The sequence below is a fragment of the Mycolicibacterium gadium genome, assembly GCF_010728925.1.
GTDB classification, from domain to species: Bacteria; Actinomycetota; Actinomycetes; order Mycobacteriales; family Mycobacteriaceae; genus Mycobacterium; species Mycobacterium gadium.
The window spans coordinates 1,738,275-1,762,367 of sequence record NZ_AP022608.1 but is presented as its reverse complement, the minus strand read 5'-3'; the positions used below and the strand labels follow the sequence as shown (position 1 = coordinate 1,762,367).

Annotated in this window: 26 protein-coding genes; 17 read left to right on the top strand and 9 right to left on the bottom strand. The window is 65.0% G+C overall.

Annotated features, from left to right (window positions below; all coding sequences use genetic code 11):
* Window position 1: 1 nt before the first annotated feature.
* Window positions 2-1,096, top strand: coding sequence for a metal-dependent hydrolase family protein (locus G6N36_RS08840; protein WP_163686186.1), 1,095 nt, complete (start codon window positions 2-4; stop codon window positions 1,094-1,096).
* Here G6N36_RS08840 and G6N36_RS08835 read toward each other — a convergent pair.
* The 3 genes from G6N36_RS08835 to G6N36_RS08825 all read right to left on the bottom strand — a co-directional run bounded on the left by G6N36_RS08835 (window position 1,093) and on the right by G6N36_RS08825 (window position 4,587).
* Window positions 1,093-2,718, bottom strand: a complete 1,626-nt coding sequence (locus G6N36_RS08835; RefSeq protein WP_163690556.1) for a diflavin oxidoreductase — start codon at window positions 2,716-2,718, stop codon at window positions 1,093-1,095. The two genes, G6N36_RS08840 and G6N36_RS08835, sit on opposite strands and share 4 nt — an antisense overlap.
* 93 nt (window positions 2,719-2,811) lie before the next feature.
* Window positions 2,812-3,636, bottom strand: coding sequence for a D-alanyl-D-alanine carboxypeptidase family protein (locus tag G6N36_RS08830; RefSeq protein ID WP_163686185.1), 825 nt, complete (start codon window positions 3,634-3,636; stop codon window positions 2,812-2,814).
* 72 nt (window positions 3,637-3,708) lie between these two features.
* The gene (locus G6N36_RS08825; RefSeq protein ID WP_163686184.1) at window positions 3,709-4,587 is read right to left on the bottom strand and encodes a D-alanyl-D-alanine carboxypeptidase family protein; all 879 of its coding nucleotides are present in this window, start codon (window positions 4,585-4,587) and stop codon (window positions 3,709-3,711) included.
* A gap of 57 nt (window positions 4,588-4,644) precedes the next feature.
* Here G6N36_RS08825 and G6N36_RS08820 point away from each other — a divergent pair, with 57 nt between their 5' ends.
* On the top strand, window positions 4,645-5,064 hold the full coding sequence (locus G6N36_RS08820) for a nuclear transport factor 2 family protein (RefSeq protein ID WP_163690555.1): 420 nt from the start codon (window positions 4,645-4,647) through the stop codon (window positions 5,062-5,064).
* 3 nt (window positions 5,065-5,067) lie between these two features.
* Here the strand turns inward: G6N36_RS08820 and G6N36_RS08815 are convergent, their stop codons facing one another.
* Window positions 5,068-5,550: a nuclear transport factor 2 family protein gene (locus G6N36_RS08815; protein WP_163686183.1), complete on the bottom strand. Its 483-nt coding sequence runs from the start codon at window positions 5,548-5,550 to the stop codon at window positions 5,068-5,070.
* Window positions 5,551-5,728: 178 nt separating this feature from the next.
* Between G6N36_RS08815 and rpsP the strand changes: the two genes are divergently transcribed.
* The 4 genes from rpsP to trmD are packed head-to-tail and all read left to right on the top strand — an operon-like array spanning window position 5,729 to window position 7,697.
* On the top strand, window positions 5,729-6,232 hold the full coding sequence (rpsP, locus tag G6N36_RS08810) for a 30S ribosomal protein S16 (protein WP_163686182.1): 504 nt from the start codon (window positions 5,729-5,731) through the stop codon (window positions 6,230-6,232).
* Window positions 6,233-6,240: 8 nt separating this feature from the next.
* Window positions 6,241-6,483 carry an RNA-binding protein gene (locus tag G6N36_RS08805; RefSeq protein WP_003881089.1) on the top strand — a complete coding sequence of 81 codons (243 nt, stop codon included), beginning with the start codon at window positions 6,241-6,243 and terminating at the stop codon, window positions 6,481-6,483.
* Window positions 6,484-6,489: 6 nt separating this feature from the next.
* Window positions 6,490-7,005 (top strand): ribosome maturation factor RimM, encoded by a 516-nt coding sequence (gene rimM, locus G6N36_RS08800; protein ID WP_163686181.1) that lies wholly within the window; start codon window positions 6,490-6,492, stop codon window positions 7,003-7,005.
* 14 nt (window positions 7,006-7,019) lie between these two features.
* Complete coding sequence (trmD, locus tag G6N36_RS08795; protein WP_179964919.1) at window positions 7,020-7,697, top strand: tRNA (guanosine(37)-N1)-methyltransferase TrmD; 678 nt, start codon at window positions 7,020-7,022, stop codon at window positions 7,695-7,697.
* A gap of 50 nt (window positions 7,698-7,747) precedes the next feature.
* Here trmD and G6N36_RS08790 read toward each other — a convergent pair whose 3' ends face one another.
* Complete coding sequence (locus tag G6N36_RS08790) at window positions 7,748-8,665, bottom strand: serine hydrolase (RefSeq protein WP_163686179.1); 918 nt, start codon at window positions 8,663-8,665, stop codon at window positions 7,748-7,750.
* A 306-nt stretch (window positions 8,666-8,971) separates the two neighbouring features.
* On the opposite strand from G6N36_RS08790, the gene rplS reads away from it, so the two are divergent.
* From rplS to G6N36_RS08770, 4 genes are all read left to right on the top strand, one after another.
* Window positions 8,972-9,313: a 50S ribosomal protein L19 gene (gene rplS, locus G6N36_RS08785; protein ID WP_006242158.1), complete on the top strand. Its 342-nt coding sequence runs from the start codon at window positions 8,972-8,974 to the stop codon at window positions 9,311-9,313.
* A gap of 86 nt (window positions 9,314-9,399) precedes the next feature.
* Complete coding sequence (gene lepB / locus G6N36_RS08780; RefSeq protein ID WP_163686178.1) at window positions 9,400-10,221, top strand: signal peptidase I; 822 nt, start codon at window positions 9,400-9,402, stop codon at window positions 10,219-10,221.
* A 9-nt stretch (window positions 10,222-10,230) separates the two neighbouring features.
* A complete protein-coding gene (locus tag G6N36_RS08775) occupies window positions 10,231-10,974 on the top strand; it encodes a ribonuclease HII (RefSeq protein WP_163686177.1) in 744 nt (247 codons plus the stop codon).
* A 47-nt stretch (window positions 10,975-11,021) separates the two neighbouring features.
* Window positions 11,022-11,327: a DUF2469 domain-containing protein gene (locus G6N36_RS08770; RefSeq protein WP_083125914.1), complete on the top strand. Its 306-nt coding sequence runs from the start codon at window positions 11,022-11,024 to the stop codon at window positions 11,325-11,327.
* Window positions 11,328-11,333: 6 nt separating this feature from the next.
* Here the strand turns inward: G6N36_RS08770 and G6N36_RS08765 are convergent, their stop codons facing one another.
* On the bottom strand, window positions 11,334-12,440 hold the full coding sequence (locus G6N36_RS08765) for an NAD(P)H-dependent amine dehydrogenase family protein (RefSeq protein WP_163686176.1): 1,107 nt from the start codon (window positions 12,438-12,440) through the stop codon (window positions 11,334-11,336).
* A gap of 290 nt (window positions 12,441-12,730) precedes the next feature.
* On the opposite strand from G6N36_RS08765, the gene G6N36_RS08760 reads away from it, so the two are divergent.
* From G6N36_RS08760 to G6N36_RS08745, 4 genes are read left to right on the top strand one after another with little or no spacing between them, the layout of a single operon-like run.
* Window positions 12,731-13,798: an NAD(P)H-dependent amine dehydrogenase family protein gene (locus G6N36_RS08760; RefSeq protein WP_163686175.1), complete on the top strand. Its 1,068-nt coding sequence runs from the start codon at window positions 12,731-12,733 to the stop codon at window positions 13,796-13,798.
* 43 nt (window positions 13,799-13,841) lie between these two features.
* Entirely contained in the window at window positions 13,842-15,038 is a 1,197-nt protein-coding gene (locus tag G6N36_RS08755; protein ID WP_163686174.1) for a cytochrome P450, read from the top strand.
* A gap of 28 nt (window positions 15,039-15,066) precedes the next feature.
* Entirely contained in the window at window positions 15,067-16,179 is a 1,113-nt protein-coding gene (locus G6N36_RS08750) for an ABC transporter substrate-binding protein (protein ID WP_163686173.1), read from the top strand.
* A gap of 3 nt (window positions 16,180-16,182) precedes the next feature.
* Window positions 16,183-17,070 carry an SDR family oxidoreductase gene (locus G6N36_RS08745; protein ID WP_163686172.1) on the top strand — a complete coding sequence of 296 codons (888 nt, stop codon included), beginning with the start codon at window positions 16,183-16,185 and terminating at the stop codon, window positions 17,068-17,070.
* Window positions 17,071-17,073: 3 nt separating this feature from the next.
* On the opposite strand, the gene G6N36_RS08740 is transcribed toward G6N36_RS08745, so the two are convergent.
* The 3 genes from G6N36_RS08740 to G6N36_RS08730 form a co-directional block, all read right to left on the bottom strand.
* Window positions 17,074-18,417 (bottom strand): TetR/AcrR family transcriptional regulator, encoded by a 1,344-nt coding sequence (locus G6N36_RS08740; protein WP_163686171.1) that lies wholly within the window; start codon window positions 18,415-18,417, stop codon window positions 17,074-17,076.
* Window positions 18,418-18,520: 103 nt separating this feature from the next.
* A complete protein-coding gene (locus tag G6N36_RS08735; protein ID WP_163686170.1) occupies window positions 18,521-19,075 on the bottom strand; it encodes a nuclear transport factor 2 family protein in 555 nt (184 codons plus the stop codon).
* 181 nt (window positions 19,076-19,256) lie between these two features.
* Entirely contained in the window at window positions 19,257-20,231 is a 975-nt protein-coding gene (locus G6N36_RS08730) for an SDR family NAD(P)-dependent oxidoreductase (RefSeq protein WP_163686169.1), read from the bottom strand.
* 129 nt (window positions 20,232-20,360) lie between these two features.
* Here G6N36_RS08730 and G6N36_RS08725 point away from each other — a divergent pair, with 129 nt between their 5' ends.
* The 3 genes from G6N36_RS08725 to G6N36_RS08715 all read left to right on the top strand — a co-directional run bounded on the left by G6N36_RS08725 (window position 20,361) and on the right by G6N36_RS08715 (window position 24,092).
* On the top strand, window positions 20,361-22,001 hold the full coding sequence (locus G6N36_RS08725; protein WP_179964918.1) for a nitric oxide reductase activation protein NorD: 1,641 nt from the start codon (window positions 20,361-20,363) through the stop codon (window positions 21,999-22,001).
* Between the two features lie 68 nt (window positions 22,002-22,069).
* Complete coding sequence (locus tag G6N36_RS08720) at window positions 22,070-22,915, top strand: CbbQ/NirQ/NorQ/GpvN family protein (protein WP_163686167.1); 846 nt, start codon at window positions 22,070-22,072, stop codon at window positions 22,913-22,915.
* Window positions 22,916-22,976: 61 nt separating this feature from the next.
* A complete protein-coding gene (locus G6N36_RS08715) occupies window positions 22,977-24,092 on the top strand; it encodes an ABC transporter substrate-binding protein (RefSeq protein WP_163686166.1) in 1,116 nt (371 codons plus the stop codon).
* The last annotated feature ends 1 nt before the right edge of the window (window position 24,093 follow it).

Below are 24,093 nucleotides of genomic sequence, written 5' to 3'. Positions count from 1 at the left end.
CATGTCTGCACCACCACTGCACATACGGGGTCGCGGGCTGCCCGATGAGCAACCTGTCGAGTGGTGGATCGTCGACGGCACGCTCAGTGCCGAACCGGTGCCGGACGCCGAGACCGTCTTCGGTGCTGACGGAGCTGACGGCTGGATCCTTCCCGGGCTCGTCGATGCGCACTGCCACGTCGGATTGGGTGAGCACGGCCCTGTCGACACCATCGACGAGTGCATCACCCAGGCCGAGACGGAGCGCGACGCGGGCGCTTTGCTCCTGCGTGACGCCGGGTCGCCCATCGACACCCGCAGCCTCGACGACCACGACGACCTACCGAGGATCATCCGGGCCGGCCGCCACCTCGCCAGGCCCAAGCGCTACCAGCGCGGGTTCGCCATCGAATTGGACGATCAGTCCCAGCTGCCGGTCGCCGTCGCCGAACAGGCGCGGTTCGGCGACGGCTGGGTCAAGCTTGTCGGCGACTGGATCGACCGCGAGGTCGGCGATCTGGCTCCACTGTGGTCCGACGACGTGCTGAAGGCGGCGATCGATGCGGCCCACGACAACGGCGCCCGCGTCACGGCGCACGTCTTCAGCGAGGACGCGCTGCCCGGTCTCATCAAGGCAGGCATCGACTGCATCGAGCACGGTACCGGCCTGACCGACGACACCATCGAGCTGATGGTCGAACACGGCACGGCGCTGGTGCCGACGTTGATCAATATCGAGAACTTTCCCGGAATCGCGGACAACGCAACGAAATTCCCGACGTATGGCCGGCACATGCGAGATCTTTACGAGAAGTGCCCGTCGCGTATCGCCGCCGCGCGGGAGGCGGGCGTGCCGATCTATGCGGGCACCGACGCGGGCAGCATGGTGGCTCACGGCCGCATCTCGGACGAGATCGACGCGCTCAAGGGCATCGGGATGAGCGCGACCGAGGCGCTGGGCGCGGCCTGTTGGACCGCCCGCGAATGGCTGGGCCGCCCTGGCATCGAGCACGGTGCCTCGGCCGATCTCGTCTGCTACCAGAACGATCCGCGGCAGGGCGCCGCCGTCGTCAATGCGCCCGACGTGGTGATCCTGCGGGGCAGGGTCTACCGCTAGTAGACGTCGCGCAGATATCGGTGCGACTTGATGAGGTCGTTGACATATTGGTGCGCCGCATTCGCATCCATTCCGCCACTGCGGGCGACGATGTCGTGCAACGTCGCGTCGACGTCCTTGGCCATCCGGCCCGCATCACCGCAGACGTAGACGTACGCGCCGGCCTGCAGCCACTCGAAGAACTCCGCGGCGTGTTTCAGCATGCGTTGCTGCACATAGGTTTTCGGGGCGCCCCCGGTGCCGTCGCGGGAGAATGCGACGTCGAGTCGCGTAAGCGTGCCCGAGTCGACGAAGCCCTGCAACTCGTCACCGTACAGAAAGTCGGTGGCCCTGCGGCGGTCGCCGAAGAACAACCACGACTGTCCCCGCGCCCGGCTCGCCTGGCGCTCCTGGAGGAACGCCCGGAACGGCGCGATGCCGGTGCCGGGGCCGATCATGATGATCGGTACGTCGTCGGCGGGCAGTCGGAAGTGGTTGTTCGGACGCAGGTGCACGCGCACGGTGTCGCCGCGCTCGGCCAAGAACGTCGACGCGACACCGCCATGCGTGCGGTCGTCGGCGCTGTAGCGCACGGTCGCGACGGTGAGGTGCACACGATCGGAATGCGTGAGCGGGCTCGACGCAATCGAGTAGTCGCGGAACTGTAGGGGACGCAGCGTGTCGACCACTTCGTCGGCGCTCAGGCGGCCCAGCCTGATCAGGTCGAGGACGTCCTTGCCGTAGAGCCACGACCCGCGCGTGGCTGCCGTGTCACTGCTGAGGGCGGCTGTGGCCTGTTCGTCGGTGGTTCGGGTTGCCACCAATGCCTTCAGCGCGCGCGACGGCATCCGAATTTCGAAACTGTCCGTCAGCAGAACGCCGAGCGGCTCGTCGTGACCGGCGACGATGTAGTCGGGTCCGACGCCTAGCTGCGTCAGTATCGCCTCGACCAGGACGGGATCGTTGTTCGCGTGCACGGCGATCGAATCGCCTGCCTGGTAAGCGATTCCGGTCTCTGCGAGATCCAGCTCGTAGTGGCGGACCTCCTTGTCGGATTCCGGGGCGGTCAGCAGTCGGTTGACCACCAGCCGGACGTCGACGGCGTGATTGCTCTCCCGGCTCGGCGGTCGTTCGACCGTGGTCGTCTCGGGTGCGGCCGCGACGGCGGCCGGAGCGGGGCCGGTCCGCTCGGCGGCCAGGATTTTGACGACGTCGGTCGACCAGGCCCTGGCCGGCTGTTCGTAGAAACCGTCGATGTCGACGCGATCGGCAATCCGGGTGCCACCGAGTGCCTCTAGTCGCTCGTCCAGCAGCTTGCCCGCGTGGCAGAACAGGTCGTAGGAGGTGTCACCGAGTGCCAGCACCGCGAAATTGAGTTGCTCGAGTCGCTCGGTCTCACCGCTGATCGCCTCCCAGAACAGGGTGGCGTTGTCGGGGAACTCGCCGTCGCCGAAGGTCGACGTGACGGCGATGAAGTGTGTGGCCGTCTGCAATTCGTCGACATCGATCTGGTTGAGCTCGATGGCCTCGGCTTCGATGCCGACGGTTTCGAGCATCTCGGTGAACGTCATCGCCGCATCCTCGGCGTTGCCCATATCGGTGCCATAGCCGACGATCAGTGAGAACTGGCGGCCAGCCACGATCGCATCCCCTCGGTCGCAAATTTAGGGTGACCTTACTTGAAAGGTCCGCGATGCAGTGGCCTCCCTAGCGCGGGGTGGGGGAGCGGTGAATCGTCAGCGAGGCTGGCCGAAACCCCAGTCGAACAAGCGCATCGCCTGGCCGTACAGATCGCCGGTGCCGTACATCTCCACCACCACAAGACGGCGGTTGCCACGCTGGGCGGCGGCCACATAGGTGTGGCGCGCGAGATTGGTGAACCCGGTCTTGCCCGCGAACGTGCCGGGGTAGCGGCTCAGGAGTTCGTTCTGGTTGGTGAGGGCCTTCCCGGGGAACTGCGCCGACGGCGATCGCATGATCTGTGCGATCAGCGGATAGCGCAGCGCCGCGCGATAGATCAACGCGAGGTCGAGGGGTGTGGTGGTGGATTCCCACCCCGGCCCGTCCAGCCCCGACGGCGACGACGCCTTGGTGGACCGGGCGCCGAGGGAGGCGGCCTTGCGATTCATCGCCGGGACCGCGACACCCTGTCCGCCGAGCATGTCTGCCAGCATGTTCGCCGCGTCGTTACCCGACACCATCAGCAGCGCCGCCAACAGCTGCTGAACGGTGTAGGGCTGCCCCGGCTTCAAACCCACGCACGAGCACTCGACCTCGGTATGTGACGAGTTGGCACGAGCGAAGTTGTCCGGCCGCAGATTGTCCAGCACCACCATCGCCAGCAGCGGTTTGATGGTGCTCGCGGGCGCGTGTGGCTCATTTGGGTTGCGGGAGGCCAGAATTGCTCCGGTGTCCAGATCGGCGAGCAGCCACGCCTGCGCCGGCCCTTCCGGCAACGCGACAGCCCCCGACGGCTCCATGGCGGGCTGCGCCGCGGCGGGAGCCGCTACCGCATTGGCCGAGCACAGGGTGATCGCCAAGGCGGCCAACAACTTTCGCACGGACGCCGAGCGTAACCGGCGCGTTCGGATTCGCGGTCTCGAACGTGTTGCGATTCAGCAACTTTGCATCGGCTAAAGACTGCCGATCGTCGCATTCCGATCAAGTGCAAAGCCCCAGTCCAGCAGGCTGGCGGCCTGATCCCAGTAGGTCGGCTGCCCGGGCTTGTCCATACCGAACATCATCGCGATGACCAGGCGTCGGCCGTTGCGGCCCGCTGCGCCGACGAACGTCTTCTGCGCGAGGTCGGTGAAGCCCGTCTTGCCGCCAAGGGTGCCCGGATAGCGCTTGAGCAGCTCGTCCTGGTTGACCAGCACCTTGTCACCGGTCTTGGTGGGGAAGACGGCGGTCGGCTGGGCGGTGATCTGCGCGAACACCGGGTTGGCCATGGCGGCACGGAAGATCACCGCAAGGTCGTGCGGCGAGGACCACATGTCGATGCCCGGACCGTCGAGACCCGACGGTGAGCCCGCATTGGTGCCGTACGCGCCGAGCAGCGCCGCCTTGCCGTTCATCTTCATCACAGCGACGTCTTGGCCGCCGAGCATGCTCGCCAGGGTGTTGGCGGCGTCGTTGCCCGACACCAGCAGCAGCGCCTCGAGCAGCTGGCGTGTGGTGTAGACCATGCCGGGGGTCACGCCTGCGCAGTTGCATTCCACCTTGGTGTCGGCCTCGCTGGCCACGATCGTCGCGTCGAGCGGGAGTTCGTCGAGCACCGTCAGCGCAAGCAGCACCTTGATGGTGCTTGCGGGTGCGAACTGGCCGTACTCGTCACGGGCCGCCAGCACGGCGCCGCTGTCCATGTCGGCGACGATCCATGCCTGGGCGGGGCCTTCGGGGACGGGAACCGAACCGGATGGCTGGACGACGGCGGCCGGCACGGCTGAGGCCACCGCGGTCCCCCCGGCGAATAGGCACAGCGTGGTCGCGATGCAGACAAGAATCCTCCGCATGACGGCTGAGCCTATCGCCAGCCGAGACAATGCGGAGCGATCGTGTTCAATCGACTCATGTTGAGCCTGGAAGAGATATCGGATCGTTTCGAGATACAGCAGTTGATGATCGACTACTCGAACGCGATCGATCAGAAGCAATTCGACAACCTTGATCGCGTCTTCACCCCGGACGCCTACATCGACTACCGCGTCACCGGCGGGATTGACGGGCGTTTTCCGCAGGTCAAGGCGTGGCTCGAGGACGTGCTTCCGAACTTCCCGGCCTACTACCACATGCTGGGCAATTTCGATGTCCGCATAGACGGCGACACCGCGTCCTCGCGCACGATCTGCTTCAACCCGATGGTTTTCAACGCCGAGGAGAAGCAGATCCTGTTCGTCGGCATCTGGTACGTCGACGAGTTCGTCCGCACCGCGGAGGGCTGGCGAATGAGCAAGCGCGTCGAGGAGAAGTGCTTCGACAAGCTTCTGTAGCGTTCAGCGGCGTGCCAGCTTGGCCGCCGCCCGGGTCAGCCGGTCCGAAATGCGCACGGAGAACAGCGGATTGAAGAAGTCGGTACGCAGGCGGGTCAACGTCGAGCTTTTGATGCGCCATTGGCCGTCGATCTTCTCGTAGGTCTCGTGGTAGTGGCCGTAGCCGTCGAGGTTCAGACCCGGTGCCAGCCGGACGACATCGTTGAGCGCCCACACCCCTCGCGCGGTGGTGGCCGAGGTCAGCTCGATCTCGGGAGCATGCACTTGATGCACGGTCGGCTGCTTCTCCAGCGTCTTGCGCACGAATGCGACGAACTCGTCGGCACCGTCGATCACCTTGCCGCCCGAGGGCGACGTGTCGCTGTGAAAGTCGTCGGCGAACACCCCGCGCCACCCCTGCCAGTCCTTCGTGTCCAGAAAGCGGCAGTAGCGTGCCTTCAATTGCTTGATGGCTTCGATCTCGAGCAGGGTGTCGGCGGCGTCCACATCCGAGAGGGTAGCGACCGGATTTCCACCGGTAGGGGCTGTTCTGGCAGAATAGGCCGCTGTCTGCCGCGCGACTACGGCTGCGCGGCGGTCACACACGTAAAGCAAAACCGGGTGCTGGCAATCGGCCGGCACCGCTGAATTGCAGCGTGGCAATCACAGGAGAAGTCGTTCAACCATGGCTGTCAAGATCAAGCTGACTCGGCTTGGCAAGATCCGCAATCCCCAGTACCGCATCGCCGTCGCTGACGCGCGCACCCGCCGTGACGGCCGGTCGATCGAGGTCATCGGCCGGTATCACCCGAAGGAAGATCCGAGCCTCATCGAGATCGACTCCGAGCGGGCCCAGTACTGGCTGGGCGTGGGCGCCCAGCCCACCGAGCCCGTCCTGCAGCTGCTGAAGATCACCGGCGACTGGCAGAAGTTCAAGGGTCTGCCCGGTGCCGAGGGCACACTGAAGGTCAAGGAACCCAAGCCCAGCAAGCTGGACCTCTTCAACGCGGCCCTGGCCGAAGCCGAGGGCGCACCGTCGGGCGAGGCGACGCAGCCCAAGAAGAAGAAGGCGCCTGCCAAGAAGGCCGCCGAGAAGGCCGAGACGGCTGATGAGGCGCCCGCCGAGGCCGCCGCCGAGGGTGCCGAGGCCACGCCGGCCGCGGCCGCACCCGAGTCCTCCGAAAGCTGAGCCCGGCTGTGAGCTCAGTCGTCGTCGACGCCGTCGAGCACCTGGTTCGCGGAATCGTGGACAACCCCGACGATGTCCGGGTCGACATGGTCACGAGTCGCCGCGGGCGCACCGTCGAGGTACACGTCCATCCGGACGACCTCGGCAAGGTCATCGGCCGCGGCGGACGCACCGCGACCGCGCTGCGCACGCTGGTGGCGGGCATTGGCGGCCGCGGGATCCGCGTCGACGTGGTGGACACCGACCAGTAGGTCGAGATGGACCTGGTTGTCGGGCGGGTCGTCAAGGCGCACGGGGTCACCGGAGAGCTCGTCGTCGATGTTCGTACCGACGACCCCGAAACCCGCTTCGCGCCGGGGACCAGCCTGCGCGCTCGCGCCAAAGGCGGAACCGACCGCCGCTTCGTCGTCGATACTTCGCGTCCGCACAGTGGCCGGCTGCTGGTCCGGCTCGAAGGAATTTCCGACCGCGACAGCGCTGACGCGTTGCGCGGCACGCTGTTCCTCGTCGATTCCGCGGACCTGCCTCCGATCGACGATCCCGACGAGTTCTACGACCATCAACTGGAGGGGCTGCGGGTCCGGACCACCGCCGGAGCCGACGTCGGCGCGGTCGCGGAGGTGCTGCATACCGCTGCGGGAGAGTTGCTTTCGATACGAACCGGCGAGCGTGAGGTGCTCGTGCCGTTCGTCGGCGCGATCGTGACGTCAGTGTCGCTGGCGGATCAGGTGATCGAGATAGACCCGCCCGAGGGTCTGCTGGAACTGGAATGACGATGAGCAGCGGTCTGAAAATCGATGTGGTGACCGTGTTCCCGGCGTATCTCGATCCGCTGCGACAGTCGTTGCCGGGCAGGGCGATCGAGGCCGGAATCTTCTCGGTGGCGGTGCATGATCTGCGCCGCTGGACCCATGATGTGCACCGCTCGGTCGACGACTCGCCCTACGGCGGTGGGCCGGGGATGGTCATGAAGGCCCCAGTGTGGGGTGAGGCGCTCGACGAAATATGTTCCGAGGAAACCCTTTTGGTGGTTCCGACGCCCGCGGGCAGGCTGTTCACCCAGGCCGACGCCCAGCGGTGGAGCACCGAAAAGCATCTGGTGTTCGCGTGTGGACGGTACGAAGGCATCGACCAGCGGGTCGCCGACGATGCGGCCCGCCGGATGCGCGTCGAAGAAGTGTCGATCGGCGACTACGTGCTGCCCGGGGGTGAGTCCGCGACGTTGGTCATGATCGAAGCGGTCGCGCGCCTGCTGCCGGACGTGCTTGGCAATCCCGCTTCATACCAAGATGATTCGCATTCTGACGGGATTCTGGAAGGACCGAGCTACACTCGGCCGCCGAGCTGGCGCGGGCTCGACGTGCCCGAGATTCTGCTGTCCGGCGACCACGCCAAGATCGCCGCGTGGCGACAGGAACAGGGCCTGCAACGCACCCGTGAGCGCCGGCCCGACCTGCTGGACTGACCGACCGTCCTCTGCTGCACGCATGCTGGTGTGGCCCGACTCGGCCAGAGCTAGATCCGGCCGCCGGGGAACATCGTCTTGACGAGTTGGGTGACGTGATCGCGTGCGGCCGCGTCACCGGTGGGATCCAGCGATCCGATGGCCATGACGTAGCGTCGCTCTGGGCCGATGACGCCGGTGGACACGTGTAATTGGTTGGCGCCGCTCCAACAGCAGAACCACCCCTGTTTGACGGCGACAGGCTCGGCATAGAGCCCGTCGGGAATGCCGAACCGTTGCGGATAGCCGTCGATTCCCCTCGGCGTCGACTGCGCGAGATTGGCCAGGATGACGTTGGCCTGTTCCTGTGGCAATCCGCCGGTGCCCGCCAGCAATTTGTCGTAGTACCGGACCAGATCGCCCGCGGTGCTTGTCGTGAGGTCCCATTTGCCGTTGTACGGCTGCTTGGTGTTGGCCAGGCCGTACCGTGCCACCACGCGGTTGACGATGTCGCTTCCGCCGCTGCGGTTCCAGAAGTTCTCGGCCGCACTGTCGTCTGACGATCTGAGCATGACGTCGAGCGCGCTGCGATCGGCTGGTGACAGCTCGGTCTCACCCTTGGATTCCTGTAGCAATAGGTCGTCGGCGATGAACAGCTTCACCACGGATGCGATGGGGAACGCCGCACCGTCCCCGCCCGACACCTGTTGGTCGGTGTTGCGATCCAGTACCGCGACGGAGATCCGGGCACCGGTCTTGGCGGCGTTGGCGATGGCTTGGCGGGTACGGTCACCCAGTCCGTTGAAGGTGGCGGCGGGTTCGTCGGGTGGAGCTTCGGGCAGCGGCGCCATCCTGCCCTGCGGTACGACGACCGTCAGCGCGGATTCCGGGGTAGTTCCGTACACCCGGGCTTCGCACCCGCCGGCGGACAACACCGCAACGCCGGCGATGGCGAGTGACGTGACGAGCTTCGACGGCCCGCGTCGCATGACCCTCCTTGACGCTGTCCTGGAATCGGTGTCGGGCAACAACTCCGCCGTACCCTGTTAACCAGCCTAACCGTCTCCGGCAGCTGACGCTTGGTCAGACCGCGGGCGCGTTTGGGAGCGGTTCATCACTGGATTTCTCCTGACGGGGGCCCTTCTGGCACAATTGAGCAGTTGTCTGTGCCGGTCGGGGACCTTGAGCCTCTCCGTCCGCTGCGAGATACACCCCGAAACCCGAAAGATCGGCTCGGCGACGCGATTGATTTCGCGACCACGCCCGCGGCCGCCGACAGCAAGGATGTGTCACCGATGAACACGCTGGACTTCGTCGATCAGGCGTCGCTGCGCGACGACATCCCGGACTTCAGCCCCGGCGACACCGTGAACGTGCACGTCAAGGTCATCGAGGGCTCCAAGGAACGTATCCAGGTCTTCAAGGGCGTCGTCCTGCGCCGGCAGGGTGGCGGTATCCGCGAAACCTTCACCGTGCGCAAGGAAAGCTACGGCGTGGGTGTCGAGCGGACTTTCCCGGTGCATTCGCCCAACATCGACCACATCGACGTCGTCACACGTGGCGATGTGCGCCGCGCCAAGCTTTACTACCTGCGCGAACTGCGTGGCAAGAAGGCGAAGATCAAGGAGAAGCGCTGACCGGCGTAGTCGGCCGACACGCCCGGTTCTGACGCGTGGCAGCCGATGATCGCGGCGACGAGCGCCGCGGTGGCTACCCTGATGCGGTGAGCGGATCCACCGACCCCGATGAGCCCACCGACCTCGTGTCCGAGGACTCCGAGTCCGAGAACGACGCCGAAGAGCCCAAGAAGAAGCACGGTGCGCTGCGCGAATTCGCGATTCTGATCTCGATCGCGCTGGTTCTCTACTACGTCATGCTGACGTTCGTCGCGCGCCCGTACCTCATTCCTTCGGAGTCGATGGAGCCCACCCTGCACGGCTGCGCCGGCTGCACAGGTGACCGCATTATGGTCGACAAGCTGTCGTACCGGTTCGGCTCGCCGGAGCCCGGCGATGTCATCGTCTTCAAGGGGCCGCCGAACTGGAACATCGGCTACAAGTCGATTCGTTCCGACAACACCGCGGTGCGCTGGGTACAGAACGCGCTGTCCTTCATCGGCTTCGTCCCGCCCGACGAGAACGACCTGGTGAAGCGCGTGATCGCGGTGGGAGGGCAGACCGTCGAGTGCCGAGCGGACACGGGGCTGACGGTGGACGGCAAGCGCCTCGACGAGCCGTATCTCGACTACACCACGATGAATGTCGCGCCCTCCAACCCCTACGCCGCGTGCCTCGGCAATGAGTTCGGACCGGTGACGGTTCCCGAGGACAAGGTGTGGGTGATGGGTGACAACCGCACGCATTCCGCCGATTCGCGCGCACACTGCACCAACACCCCCGAGGACGCACAACGCGGCCTGCTGTGTACGGGTGACCCGGAGGCGGGCACCGTGCCGGTCGACAATGTGATTGGAAAAGCACAGTTCATCGCCTGGCCGCCCTCGCGATGGGGTGGCGTGGGAAGTGTGAACCCGCAGACCCAATAGGAGTTTCAGTTGCCGGCGACATGGCCTCCACGGACGGTGATCCGGAAATCCGCTGGCCTGCGTACGTTGGAGTCCGCGCTGTACCGGACCGGGCTGGGACCGGTGGCGGGTGTCGACGAGGTGGGCCGCGGGGCCTGCGCGGGCCCGCTCGTGGTGGCGGCATGTGTGCTCGGGCCGAACCGGCTCGAGAGCCTGGCGGCGCTCGACGACTCGAAGAAGCTCAATGCCAGGGAGCGTGAGCGGCTGTTTCCGCTGATCCGCAGGTACGCGTTGGCCTACCACGTGGTCTTCATCCCGACGGCCGAGGTCGATCGTCGCGGGGTCCATGTGGCGAACATCGAGGGCATGCGACGTGCCGTGGCGGGCCTGTCGGTGCGCCCGGGGTACGTGCTGTCCGACGGCTTCCGGGTGCCGGGTCTGTCGGTCCCGTCGCTGCCAGTGGTCGGCGGTGACGCGGCCGCGGCGTGTATCGCGGCGGCCAGTGTGCTGGCGAAGGTGAGTCGTGACAGGCTGATGGTCAAGATGGAGGCCGAGCATCCGGGCTATGGCTTCGCCGAGCACAAGGGTTACAGCACGCCGGCGCACAGCGCAGCGCTTGCCGAGCTGGGCCCGTGCAGCGAGCATCGGTATTCGTTCATCAACGTGCGACGGCTGGTGACGGTCCAGAGTGAGATGGGCCCGGTGTTGGTACCCGACATCGGGCTCGACACAGAATTCGACGCCGAACCCGAACAGCAGAGCCGATTCGGGTAGGGGAGGATTGGAGTCGCGATGAACGCGTCTATGAAGGAACTGAGCAGATGAGTGCCGAGGATCTCGAAAAGTACGAAACCGAGATGGAGCTCTCGCTCTACCGCGAATACAAGGACATCGTCGGGCAGTTCAGCTACGTCGTGGAGACCGAGCGGCGCTTCTACCTGGCCAACAGCGTCGAGCTGGTGCCCCGCAACACGGAGGGCGAGGTGTATTTCGAGCTCCGTCTCGGCGACGCCTGGGTGTGGGACATGTACCGTCCGGCGCGCTTCGTCAAACAGGTTCGGGTCATCACCTTCAAGGACGTCAACATCGAAGAGGTGGAAAAGCCCGAGCTGCGGTTGCCTGAGTGAGCGCCGTCAGCCCTGGGTCCTGAACGCTCCCTTGGGAATGGTGAGAGGGAGGTCGACGGAGCTCATCAGGCCCGGCGGTGCATCGACCACGTACGGCACGGCGTTGACCACGCGCATCGCCGTGGCCACCATCGCACCCGCTCCGGACGTCATGCTTTCGATCCCGGCTTTCTTGCGATCGCGAAGTGTCACGTCGAATGTGCAGTCGATGTCCGGCGTGCCGGTGATGACCACGCGATAGCCGAGGGCGTTCGGCAGTGTCGGCCAGTCCGGCGCGACGTCAGGAGCCAGCCGGGTGACGTGTTCGATGACGATGGCCTCGCGTCCATCGACGACACCGATGGCCTGCATCCGCAATGCGCCGCACGTGCCCGCCTCGACCGTGCCCATCGCGACTTCGAGCGTCCGTTCCGTCACCGCGCGGTCGAATGTCGAACGCATCTCCTGGACCTCCACGCCAAGTGCATCGGCGACCATCCGAATCTGCCCTTGCCATTCGCCTTCGATGGCGCCTGGAATGGCGATCCACGGCTCGTAGTCGAGTGGACGGCCGAATCCCATTGCGTCACTCATGATGTCGGGTACACCGTAGTCGTCGTAGAGACCGATCTCGTAGGCATGGATCTTCTCGATCTGGGACGACTGCGTACTCAGTACCAGCGAGAGGTAGTCGGCGGCGAAGCCGGGTTCGATGCCCGATGCATACAGCGACACCTGGCCCGCCTTCGCGGCGCTGGCGAGCTGATCACGCCACTCGGCCGGCTCGTAGGCATGTGGGTTGACCAGCCTCGTGGTGCTCGTCGTCACGACGTTGATTCCGGCGCTGAGCAGTTTCACGTAGTCGGGGATCGCCAGCGCATCGCGTTCGGGCCCACTCGCGGCGTAGATGACGCAGTCGGGCTTGAGCGCGATGAGCGCGTCCGCGTCGGTGGTGACCGCCAGCCCGATCGGTTCGCCGTTGGCGAGCTCGCCCGCATCCATTCCGTCCTTTTCAGGGGAGTGGACCCACACCCCGACGAGATCGAGGTTCGGACGTTCGTTGATGGCGCGGATCGCGATCGATCCAATGCCACCCGTCGACCAGACGACGACGCGGTGCTTGCCTGCTGTCATTCTTTTCCTCCTCGTGGAGATCGCCCGGACCCGTTTTAGAATAGTAACCACTATTACAGCGGAACAGAACAAATCTTAGGTTATAGTCGGTCGGCGTGGCCACCCCGTCCCCGATCCGGCGCTGAATGTTCACCCTTCGGTTCGACATGCGCGCGCCCGCCTCTGGTGCCGGTCATCATCCGGCTCCGCGAATCCCGACGGCCGCGATTGCGAGGCCGCCGGGTACATCATGGCCCGACCTGCAACGCGCCGTCATGGCGTCCGAACGTGCGTGATCGAAAGGGACAACCATGACACTGAAAACCGTGGTCTGGTCGACTGGAGGCGTCGGATCAATTGCGATAGACGCGATTCAGGGCAGACCGGATCTCGATCTCGTCGGCGTGTGGGTGCATTCGCCCGATAAGGTCGGCCAGGACGCCGGAGTGCTCGCCGGCATCGACCCGATCGGTATCGCTGCGACCAACGACGCCGACGCGCTCATCGCGCTGCGACCCGACTGCGTGGTGTATGCCGCCAGCGGACCGGACCGCGACGCGGGTGCGGTGCCCGACTACGTCAAGCTGCTCGACTCGGGAATCAACGTCGTCTCGACGTCGTCAACCAGCCTGGTGTATCCACCCGCCTATTACTCGCCGGAGTGGCGCGAGCAGATGGAAACCGCGGCCAAGGCGGGAAATGCGTCGTTCTACGCATCTGGCATCTTTCCCGGATTCGGCTCAGATCAGCTGGCCCTGATGCTGGCCACGCAATCGAAGAAGATCCGCTGTCTCAAGGTGACCGAGGTCGCACTCAACGACCACTACCCGGTGGCCGACGTGATGATGAATGGCATGGGTTTCGGCCATCCGCTGGACTTCGAACCCCTTCTGAAGACACCTGGCTTCATCGAAATGGCCTGGCGAGCACCGATATATCTGATAGCTGCCGGCCTGGGCGTCGAAGTCGAGGAGGTGCGCGGGACGCTCGACCGCCGTCTGACCGACAGAGACATCGAGGTGGCGTTCGGCACCATCAAGGCGGGCACGTGCGGCGCGGTGAGCACGAGGGCGGCCGGCGTGGTCAACGGCCGGGAAGCGATCGTCGTCGAACACATCATCCGGATGGCGCGCGACGTGGCACCCGATTGGCTCGCCTCGGAGTTCGACGCGACGTATCGCGTCGACATCGAGGGCGATCCCGACATTCACTGCGCGATGAACGTCGGCGCCGCTGAGGGTCACGGCGCGGGCCGCGCGGCGATGGCCGCCACGGCGATGCGGGTGGTCAATGCGATTCCCTATGTTGTCCGCGCACCCGCAGGCCTACTGAGCTCGCTGGATCTGCCGAACACATTGCCACATAGCGCATTCGACTGATTTGGGGGAAAACAGATCTGATGATCAACAAGAGGAGCAGCCCATGACCGAAGTGAACACCACCGATCTGTACTACGACCCGTTCGATTTCGACATCGATGACAATCCGTATCCGATCTGGAGACGACTGAGGGATGAGGCACCGCTCTATCGCAACGAGAAGTACAACTTCTACGCACTCAGCCGCTACGAGGACGTCGCGCGAGAACTGCACAATTGGGATACCTACCGGTCAGGCAGGGGTTCGACGATCGACATCATCATGAGCGGCGTCGAGGTGCCCCCCGGGGTGATCCTTTTCGAGGACCCGCCGATTCACGACATCCATCGGCGAGTGTTGTCAAAGGTGTTCACGCCGCGGCGGATGGAGGCCATCGAAGATCTGGTTCGCCAGTATTGTGTCCGCGCGCTCGACGCCTTGGCTGGCGCCTCGACGTTCGACTTGATCACGGATTTCGGGGCGCTGATTCCCATGCGGACCATCGGCTATCTGCTCGGCATTCCAGAACAGGGTCAGCAGCAGATCCGGGACAACACCGACGCGTCAATCGGACTGAAAGACGGCAACTTTCAGTCAGTCTCGGCCGAGGCCTTCGAGAATGCATATCAGCTCTTCGCCGAGTACATCGAGTGGAGGGCCGAACACCCCTCCGACGACTTGATGACGCAGCTGCTCAACGCGGAGGTCGAAGAGAACGGCGAGCTCCGGCCGCTGACGCGCATCGAGGTACTGACCTATACGAGCATGATCGCCGGTGCGGGCAACGAAACAACCACCCGGCTGATCGGCTTCATCGGCCAACTGCTGGCCCAACATCCCGACCAGCGGCGCGAGCTCGTCGAGGACTTCTCGCTCATCCCGCGCGCGATCGAGGAAGTGCTGCGTTACGAGGCGCCGTCACCGGTACAGGCACGCTACGTCGCAACGGACACCGAGGTACACGGTCAGACAATCGTCGAGGGCTCGATCATGCTGCTGCTCAACGGCTCAGCCAACCGGGACGAGCGACAGTTTCCGAACGGCGAGAGTTTCGACATCCACCGCACAGGATCCCATCTCTCGTTCGGCCAGGGCCTGCACTTCTGCCTGGGTTCGTCGTTGGCGCGAATGCAGGCGCGGGTGGCACTTGAAGAGATGCTGAAACGGTGGCCCGAGTGGGACGTCGACTTGGACAATGCGGCGATGGCGCACACCACAAGCGTCCGTGGGTGGGGTCGCCTGCCCATCATCACGGCTTAGCTCATTCGGAATCAACGACAGGGGCGTCATGTCTTACGAGAGCTCAGCTGAGCCGATCAAGATCGGCTACTTGATGGACTTCAAGTTGTCGGAGGACTTTCCGCAGCACTACCGTGACGACCTCACCATCCCCTTCGACATGGTCTTCGAGGACGCGATGGCCAAGGGCGTCATCGACCGGCCCGTCGAGATCGTCTATCGCGAGGTCGAGGGGCTGCCCAAGGGCAGCGTGAAAGCGGTCATCGACGCCTATCGGGAGCTGGTCGACGAGGGCTGCCTCGTGATCTTCGGTCCGCATATCGGTGACAACGCGGTCGCGATCAAGGATGCGTTGAACGAGCAGTTCCGGGTTCCCGCGATCAGCGTGACGGGATCGGATGAGGCGTTGGGAGAGTGGTTCTTCGCCCTTCCGATGGGATCCCACTTCGACGAGCCGATCTTCTGGACCGATCTGCTGGTCAAAGGCGGTCACACCGACGTGGGGGTGCTCATGGAGCAGTCGCTGGTGGGGGAGGCTTACATCGCGAACTTCCGAAAAGCCTGTCAGCAGCGCGGCATCAGGATCGTCGCCGAGGTCACGATCGCTCAGACCGCCCAGGATGTGACCAAGGCCGTGCGCACGCTGTACGACGCAAAGGCGCAGGCGATCGTGCACGCTGGCTTCGGCTTCGGAATCGTGTTCGTCAATCCCGCACTGGCAGAACTGGACTGGGATCCGCCGCGCTTCGCGGGAACCGCGTTCGAGAATGCGTGGATCAACCCGGTGATGTGGAATGCGTTCATGGGCTGGACCGGTCTCGACCAGTACGACGAAGGTAACCAGGTGGGTCAGCGCTTCCTCGACGAATTCCGGGACAGAACCGGTAGACGCCCAGAATGGTGCGTGCCGGTGGTGAATCGCGATGTCGCCGTGGCGATTCTGCACGCGGTCGCCGACGCGCACCCGCTGAGCCCGCGCGGCGTCAAGGAGGCGCTCGAGCGGGTCAAATCAGTGCCGGCCGCCTCCGGCGCACCAGGTACCAGGATTTCGTTCGGGAACTGGACCCGTCGCGGTTGGATGGGCTCCGGCTACCTGGTCGCTCGGGAGCTGGAACCCGACGGTGTCAACTCCCGTCTCGTGGCCCGGTTCGGCGAGGCGTGACCGATGGCTGAACCGCGAAGCGTTGTCATCACCGGCGCATCACGCGGGCTCGGTTTGGCGTCTGCGTCGCACCTCTATCGCCACGGCTGGACGGTGGTGGCCGCCATGCGATCGGTGGACGAGGGTCTGGGCAACCTTCGACGCGCGACCGGCGCTGCGCACGACGACGACCGCCTCATCGGTGTCCGCCTGGACCTGATGGACCCGGCGTCGGTCGAGGACGCCGCTGCCGCGATTCTGGCCGCCGTCGGGGCGCCGTACGGGCTGGTCCACAACGCCGGGATATCGGCCGCGGGCATGGTCGAGGAGACGCCAATCGACCTGTGGCAGAGGATGTTCGCCACCAACATTTTCGGACCGGTAGCGCTGACGCGGGCGTTGCTGCCGTCGATGCGGGCAGCGGGTCGCGGCCGGATTGTGCTGGTATCGAGTGAAAGCGGGGTCCGGGGCATGCCTGCCACCGCACCCTATTCGGCGGTCAAGGGAGCGCTGGAGCGATGGGGTGAGTCCATGGCCGGCGAGGTGTCGCCCTTCGGCATCGGCGTGACGATCCTGGTGGCGGGCACCTACGACACCGCGATCATCACCGATGAGGGCACCACCGACTCCCGTGACCTCGCCGGCCCCTACGCACCGCACCACAAGACGATGGACAAACGAGGCCGCTTTGCGATGAAGGTGGCGGCCCGCGCTCCCGAGAAGTTCGCCGCGGGTCTGGCCAAGGCGCTCGACAGCCGCGCACCCTTCGTCCATCGGCCGGTCGGTCCCGATGCTCGAATGTTGATGATGGGCAACAAGATTATGCCCACGGTGGCGATGCATCACATGATTCGGGTGATGATGGGCATCCCACGCTTCGGCGCCCTGAGGGAAGACCGGACCCGGCCCTAGACCTCATGCCTCGCGGACGCTGATGCCCCGCAAAGTGGTGTCTCGGGCCAAGATCAACGCGTTTCGCGTGCCGATCTGCTGGAGAATGTTCTCAGGAATCCACTGCTCACCGATGATGCATCGGGCCAGCAGATCGGCAGCGGGACTCTCTTTGCGTATCTCGCCGGCGCGGATGCCCTCGGAGAGCAGGGCTTTCATCTGGCGAATCCGAGTCGTGAACGACCACGCGGGATTGGATGTATCCGGCGGGGTATGACGCAGCCAGGCCAGTTGGATTCGGAACTCGTCCGGGAACTGGTCGAGTGCGTTGATGTTCAGCCAACTCAAGGCGTCAAGCTTTTCGATCGTCGTGGCCTCTGTGTGCACGATGTCCGTCCACGCGCCGCCGACCTTGTGCCCGAACTCCAGCATGATCGACATCAACAGCTCGTCTTTCGAGCCGATGACGCGGTAGACCGTGCCGGTGCCCAGCCCGGCGGCGGACGCGATGTCGCGGATGGTCGTCATCTCGTACCCGCGGCGGCCGAATTCGGCGCGCGCCACTGCCCGGACGTGAGCCGCCTTGAGGTCGCTGTCGTCCTCGGTGTCGACCCAACTCTGGATCACGTCTTCAGCGGCGGCGAATGCTTTCGACTTGTCCAGATCCGCATCTGCGGGAAGGTCGACTGCGAGACCTTCAAGCGCGATATGGCTTTTCAGCGTGGCCAGTTCGTCGGTCGACGCCTTGTGCCTGATCACGTCGAGACCGACGTGCAGCATGCTCTGACACACGCGGTCGGCCAGGGTGGGGAGATCCAGGTCGGATCGGATGTATCCGCCCCAGCGGCCGGCTCGAAGTGTCTGCAACATCGCGGCTTGGATGGTCGAAGGGGGGCGCTGCGTGAGTTCCATCAGCTCGGGGTCTGAGCTCGGGCCTTCGTAGAACGACATTTGCAGCGCGGCCCGGTGCTCTACCGCGCAGCGGGCGATCTCACAGCCGAGCTCGGTGATCTGCTCGGCCACCGGACGTGGATCCGGTTCGTCGAGGCGCTTCAGCGCTAACTCGCCGACGCGGTCCAGGTCTGCGTGATAGCGCCTGATCAGCTCGACCAGTATCGCTTCCTTGGAGTCGAAGTGGTGGTAGAGGCTGCCCGCGAGGATGCCCGCCGCATCGGCGATCTGCTGCAACGAGGTACGCAGCCCCGACGCGGCGATGACGGAGTTCGCCGTCTTGAGGATTTCCGTGCGCCGCGTCGCATCGACTGCCGTTTCATCGGTGACGGCGCTGAGTTTCGCGGCGCGCTGACCCTTCTTGCCCGCAGGCCGGCTGCTTCTCGAACTCCGCCTCACGGCGTCGGCATCGGCCATCGCTACTTGCGTACCCTTCCTGGCGTCGTCGGCTTCGACAACTGCAAGCAGATCCTACCGATCGGCGTTCGAACTGCCGGGACGCCGCAATCGGGGGTTCCGTTCACGAGGGTGCGTCCGCTCGCGATGCGATCAACGGGCGGTCATAGGAGGGATCCGCCGTGTCGTGCGTGGCCACCTTCATGGAGCCCGCCATCATCGCGATCACCTCGTCGGTGATGAACGACGTCGACTCCGCGTTCCACTCGACGACGCATACCCGGTCGACGATCGCCCAGCGTCCGCCGCGTCGTTCCAGGCGATCCACGTAGCGCCCGCCCGACAGAGTCATGTGGTTCGCGGGTTCGCGGTCGGTCCCGACGAAGAGGTAGTAGGTCTCGGCGTGCGCTTCCTCGCCGTTGATTTCCACCGTGTGGTTGAGCAGGTAGTGCTGGTAGCGGGTCTGTGTGGAGTGGTAGGCGAAGGCCCAGTCGATGAAGTCGTCGACCTCGCCGATGAATCCGACGTGATCGTCGACGGCCCCATCGTGATAGGCGGACCGCAGTAGGGCGCGATCGCGACGGTCCATGCCTCGCGCGTAGCGCATCATGCAATCGCGGATCTGCTCGCGATCCTCAAGGCGGGCAAGCCTTTCGTGTAGTTCTGAATCGCCGGTCATCTACCTTCCCATTCATTGATGCCGACGACCTCGTCGATGGCTCGGCGGGGGGCGGCGGTGAACCTGAAATCGCTACATGAGGCCGGCGATCAACTGTCCTCCCACCTTCTCCAGGTAGGCCGCGCGGTAAAGGTCCGCGATCGCGTTTTGGTGAGCAGTTCCTCGATTTGCACGGCCTTTCCTACGATTTCGTGGGCTCGGGAAAAGCGACTTCGGCGTTGTCAGGCATCGCGTTGATGCCGAGGCGGTCACACACTTCGAGCACTTCGTCGACGATCGAGTCGGGAACGATGAATTTGTCGGTGGCCGACACCTCGTCGAGGTGTGTCAGGATGTCCTCGGCGGTCGGCTCGGTTTCGGTGTCGGCCAGCCAGCCCTGACCGAGCCCGGTGAATACGCGTGCGTAGCGCCCCGCGCATGCCGAGTAGTTGCGGTGGGTGGAATCGCATGCGCGGCTGGCCAGGAACGACACGAGTGGCACGACCGGCTCGGCGCGGATGGCCCGCATGAAGCCCGATTCCCTCAGGAACTTCTCGTCGCCGACCGTCTCGGTGACCATCCGCGAAAAGCCGGTGGGCAGCAAGGTATTCGAGAGGATTCCGTGCGCAGCTCCCTCGATCGCAATCACATTGGACAGTCCGACGAGGCCGGTCTTGGCTGCCGCGTAGTGCGCTTCCATCGGTTGGCCGAAGTTGCCCGCTGACGACGAAATGAAGACGAACCGACCGTACTTCTGTTTCGCCATCACCTTGTATGCGGGCTGGCTCAGGTAGAAGCCGCCGTCGAGGTGCACAGCCAACATCTGCCGCCAGTCGTCGGGGGAGAGCGCCTCGAACGGGATGCTGTTGAAGATGCCGGCATTGCTGACGACGGCGTCCAGCCGCCCGAAGGTGTCGAGAGCGGTGTCGACGATGGCCTGGCCACCCTCGGGGCTGTCGACGGACTGATGCGACGCGACTGCTCGTCCGCCCGCTTTCGTGATCTCGTCGACCACCTGATCCGCAACGCTTGCGTCCGCGCCGTCGCCACGCATCGTGCCGCCGACGTCATTCACCACCACCGCCGCGCCCCGTCGCGCCAGATCGAGGGCGTACAGCCTGCCCAGACCACGGCCGGCGCCGGTTACGACGGTGACTTGGCCCTCGAAGTCGATCACGCTGTACTCCTTGCTGTTTGACTGCAGCAGGACCGGACTTTACGGTGGAACAGATATTTGGTCAACGGGAGGGCGGCGGGAGGTGTCCGGGTGAACGACGCCGACGGCGACCGGTTGCAGGCGCTGGGCATGTTGGCCTCCGCGCTCGCCGGGCGGCCCCTCGCGGTGGCGGCAGTCGATCCGGATGAGCCTTCGTGGACCGACGGACAGACTGTTTTCGTCGATCCTTCTGCACGTCCCCGCGAGAATCTGGAATCGGTGGCCGTGCACGCGTCACTGATCGCGGCCGACAGCCTGGCCCCCGACATCATGGGTGCACTGGTCCGGCATCCCAGAGTGGCCAAGCGATACCTGACCATCGAGGGGCATCGTGCACTGGCTGCCAACCGGGACGTGCTGCCCGGCGTGCTGTGCGCGTTGGCCGATCCTGAAACCGCGAGCCGTAGCGACTCGCCCGAATCGTCGCTGGCCCTGGCTTCGGGTAAAGATCCGTTCGATGAACCGCCGGCGCGGTGGGGTGTTGTGCGTGCCAAGAGGTTGTTGGCGGCCGGCAATCGGGCCGCCGAACAGGTGGACCACGCAGCTCATGTTCCACGGCGCGACAGCAAGGAGGCGCTCGAAGAACTCGATGACGGCGAGGTCGACGACAGCGACGATCCCGACCTGTTCAGCAATCCCGTCGGCGGGGGCGGGTTCATCGGCAAGTGGCTGAAGAAGATGTTGTCGTCGGCACGCAAGACCGGAGGCAGCGGCGGTGGTCCGCCGGGTGCCGACTCGCCGACCCACCGCACCGACTCGGCCAATCGCGGAGCCTTCGCGGTGTCGTCGACGGCGAACGCTGCAGGGGAGGACGTCGCCGACATCGCGGCGAGCGGGTACACGTACCCGGAGTGGGACGCCGACCGCAAGAGCTATCGGCCGGAGTGGTGCACCGTGCGCGAGATCGAGCCACGGATCAAGTCATCGGCGGCCGATGCGATCGACGGTGCCATCGGTGTGCGGCGTCCGCTGGCTCGACTCGGCATGGGCCTGCATCGTCGCCATCGGCAGCCCCAAGGCGACGACATCGATATCGACGCGGCAGTCGAGATGCGCGTCGAAGTGAAAGCCGGGTCGGTCCCCGACGAGAACGTCTACCTCGACAGCCTGCGGCGCCAGCGTGACCTGTCCGTGCTACTGCTACTCGACGTCTCCGGATCGACCGCGGAACCGGGAACCGTGGGGCGAACGGTCCATCAGCAGCAGCGGGCGGTGATCACCGACCTCACAGTCGCCCTGCACGACCTGGGCGATCGTGTCGCGCTGTACGCCTACAACTCACAGGGGCGTGGTGCGGTGAACATGTTGCCCGTCAAGAGATTCGACGACCATCTCGATGCCGGGGTGATTCGACGATTGAACAGCCTCGAGCCGGGAGCGTATTCACGCCTCGGCGCGGCCATCCGGCACGGTTCGGCCGTTCTCGAGACGCGGGGCGGGACATCACGGCGGCTGCTGGTCGTGGTCTCCGATGGTCTGGCTTACGACCATGGTTACGAGCGCGCCTACGGTGCGGCAGATGCACGACGCGCGTTGACGGAAGCTCGCCGACGGGGGACTGGTTGCGTGTGCCTGACCGTGGGCGCAGGTACCGATGTCGAAGTGTTGAAGAAGGTCTTCGGAAGCACCGCGCACGCCACGATCGCCCGACCGGAACAACTGACGGGCATCGTCGGCCCGCTCTTCCGGTCGGCCGTCCGCTCCGCAGAGGTACGGCGCCGGGTCTCGTGATTGAAACAAACATCTGTTCCGGCTACTCTCTGATCCACCGCAAGGACGCGGGTGACGAAAGGGGCGCTATGGGCACCGAGCCCGGGATTGCGTACCAGAATGGCGCCATGCAACCGGCCGACGCGTCGCGCCCCTACTACCGGCAGGTGGGTAACGAGGAGGCCGTGTTCAAAGCGGCGTATCGCCAGGGACTTTCGCTGGTCCTCAAAGGGCCCACCGGGTGCGGCAAGACCCGCTTCGTCGAAGCGATGGCGCACGACCTCGGTCGACCGTTGATCACCGTGGCCTGCCACGACGACCTCACCACCGCCGATCTGGTCGGCAGATACCTGCTTCGCGGCGATGAGACGGTCTGGGTTGACGGGCCGTTGACCCACGCGGTGCGGGAGGGAGCGATCTGTTACCTCGACGAGGTCGTCGAAGCCCGTCAGGACACCACTGTGGTCCTGCACCCGCTCGCCGACTACCGGCGACAACTGCCGATCGAGCGCCTAGGCATCACCCTCGACGCAGCGCCGGGGTTCGGCCTGGTCGTGTCGTACAACCCCGGCTACCAGAGCGTCCTGAAGGACCTCAAGGACTCTACGCGGCAGCGGATGGTCGCCATCGAGTTCGGATTTCCTGAGCCGGACGTCGAAGAGGGCATCGTCGCGCACGAATCGGGTGTGGATCATGCGACCGCCGTCGAACTCGTGAAATTCGGTCAGGCGATTCGGCGGCTGGAGACCGGCGGGCTGCGCGAGGTCGCGTCGACGCGGGTGCTCATTGCCGCGGGCCGGCTCATCGTCGAAGGTCTGACCATGCGTGATGCAGCCAGGGCTGCGATCGCGGGACCCCTGACCGACGACGCGTCGGTCAGCCGCGGTCTCAACGAAATGATCGACGTCTACCTGGGCGCGTCCGCCGTTGATTGACGGCTCTGTGCGCCCCGGCTAGGGTCTGAACAAATATTAGGTCGACCCCGAGGGAGGTCAGATGTCCTACGAGAGCACGGCTGAGCCGATCAAGGTCGGCTACCTGATGGACTTCACGTTGCCGCCGGGCTTCCCGGAGGAACTGCTGGCCTCGTTCACGCAGTGCTTCGACCTGATCTTCGAGGAAGCCGTCGAGCAGGGCCTGATGGATCGGCCGGTGCAGATGATCTACCGCGAGGTCGAGGGTCTGCCAAAAGGTTCGGTGAAGGCGGTCATCGACGCATACGCCGAGCTCGTCGACGAGGGCTGCCTCGTCGTTTTCGGTCCCAACATCACCGACAACTGCGTGCCGATGCGTGAGGCGATCGAAGAGCGCTTCAAGGTTCCCGCCATCAGCGTCACCGGCACCGACGACTGGCTCGGCGAGTGGACGTTCGCCTTCCCCCAGGGGTCGATGACCGACGAACCGATCTTCATCGCGGACCTCGTCGCCAAACGCGGCCTCAACGAGATCGGCGTCCTGGTCGAGCAGAGCCTCATCGGAGAGAGTTATCTGAAGAACCTGCGGACTGCGTGTCGTCGCAAGGGCATTCGGATCGTCGCCGAGGCGGCGATTGCCCAGACTGCGCAGGACATCAACGACGCAGTGCGCACCCTGCATGAGGCGAAAGCCGAAGCGATCGTGCACCTCGGCTTCGGATTCGGCATCGTCTTCGTCAATCCGGCGCTCGAGGCGGTGGGCTGGGATCCGCCAAGGTTCACCACCACCGCGTTCCAGAACGCATGGGTGAACCCGATCATGTGGAACGCGTTCATGGGCTGGGTCGGGGTCGACCAATACGACGAGGAAAACCCCATCGGTCAAGACTTCCTGAACCGCTACGCCGAGAAATACAACGGTAGTCGTCCCGAATTCTGTGTCACAGTGGTGAACCGCGACGTCGCCGCAACGCTGGTGCGCGCCTTCACCGATGCCCACCCGCTGAGCCCGCGCGGCGTGAAGGAGGCCCTGGAGCGGGTCAAGATGATGCCCGCCGCCTCCGGAGCACCGGGAACGCGGGTGTCCCTTGGCAAGTGGACGCGACGCGCATGGATGGGCTCGGGATACCTCGTCGCCCGGACCTTGGACGCCGACGGCGTCAACTCGCATCTGGTCGACCGATTCGGGGAGGAATGAC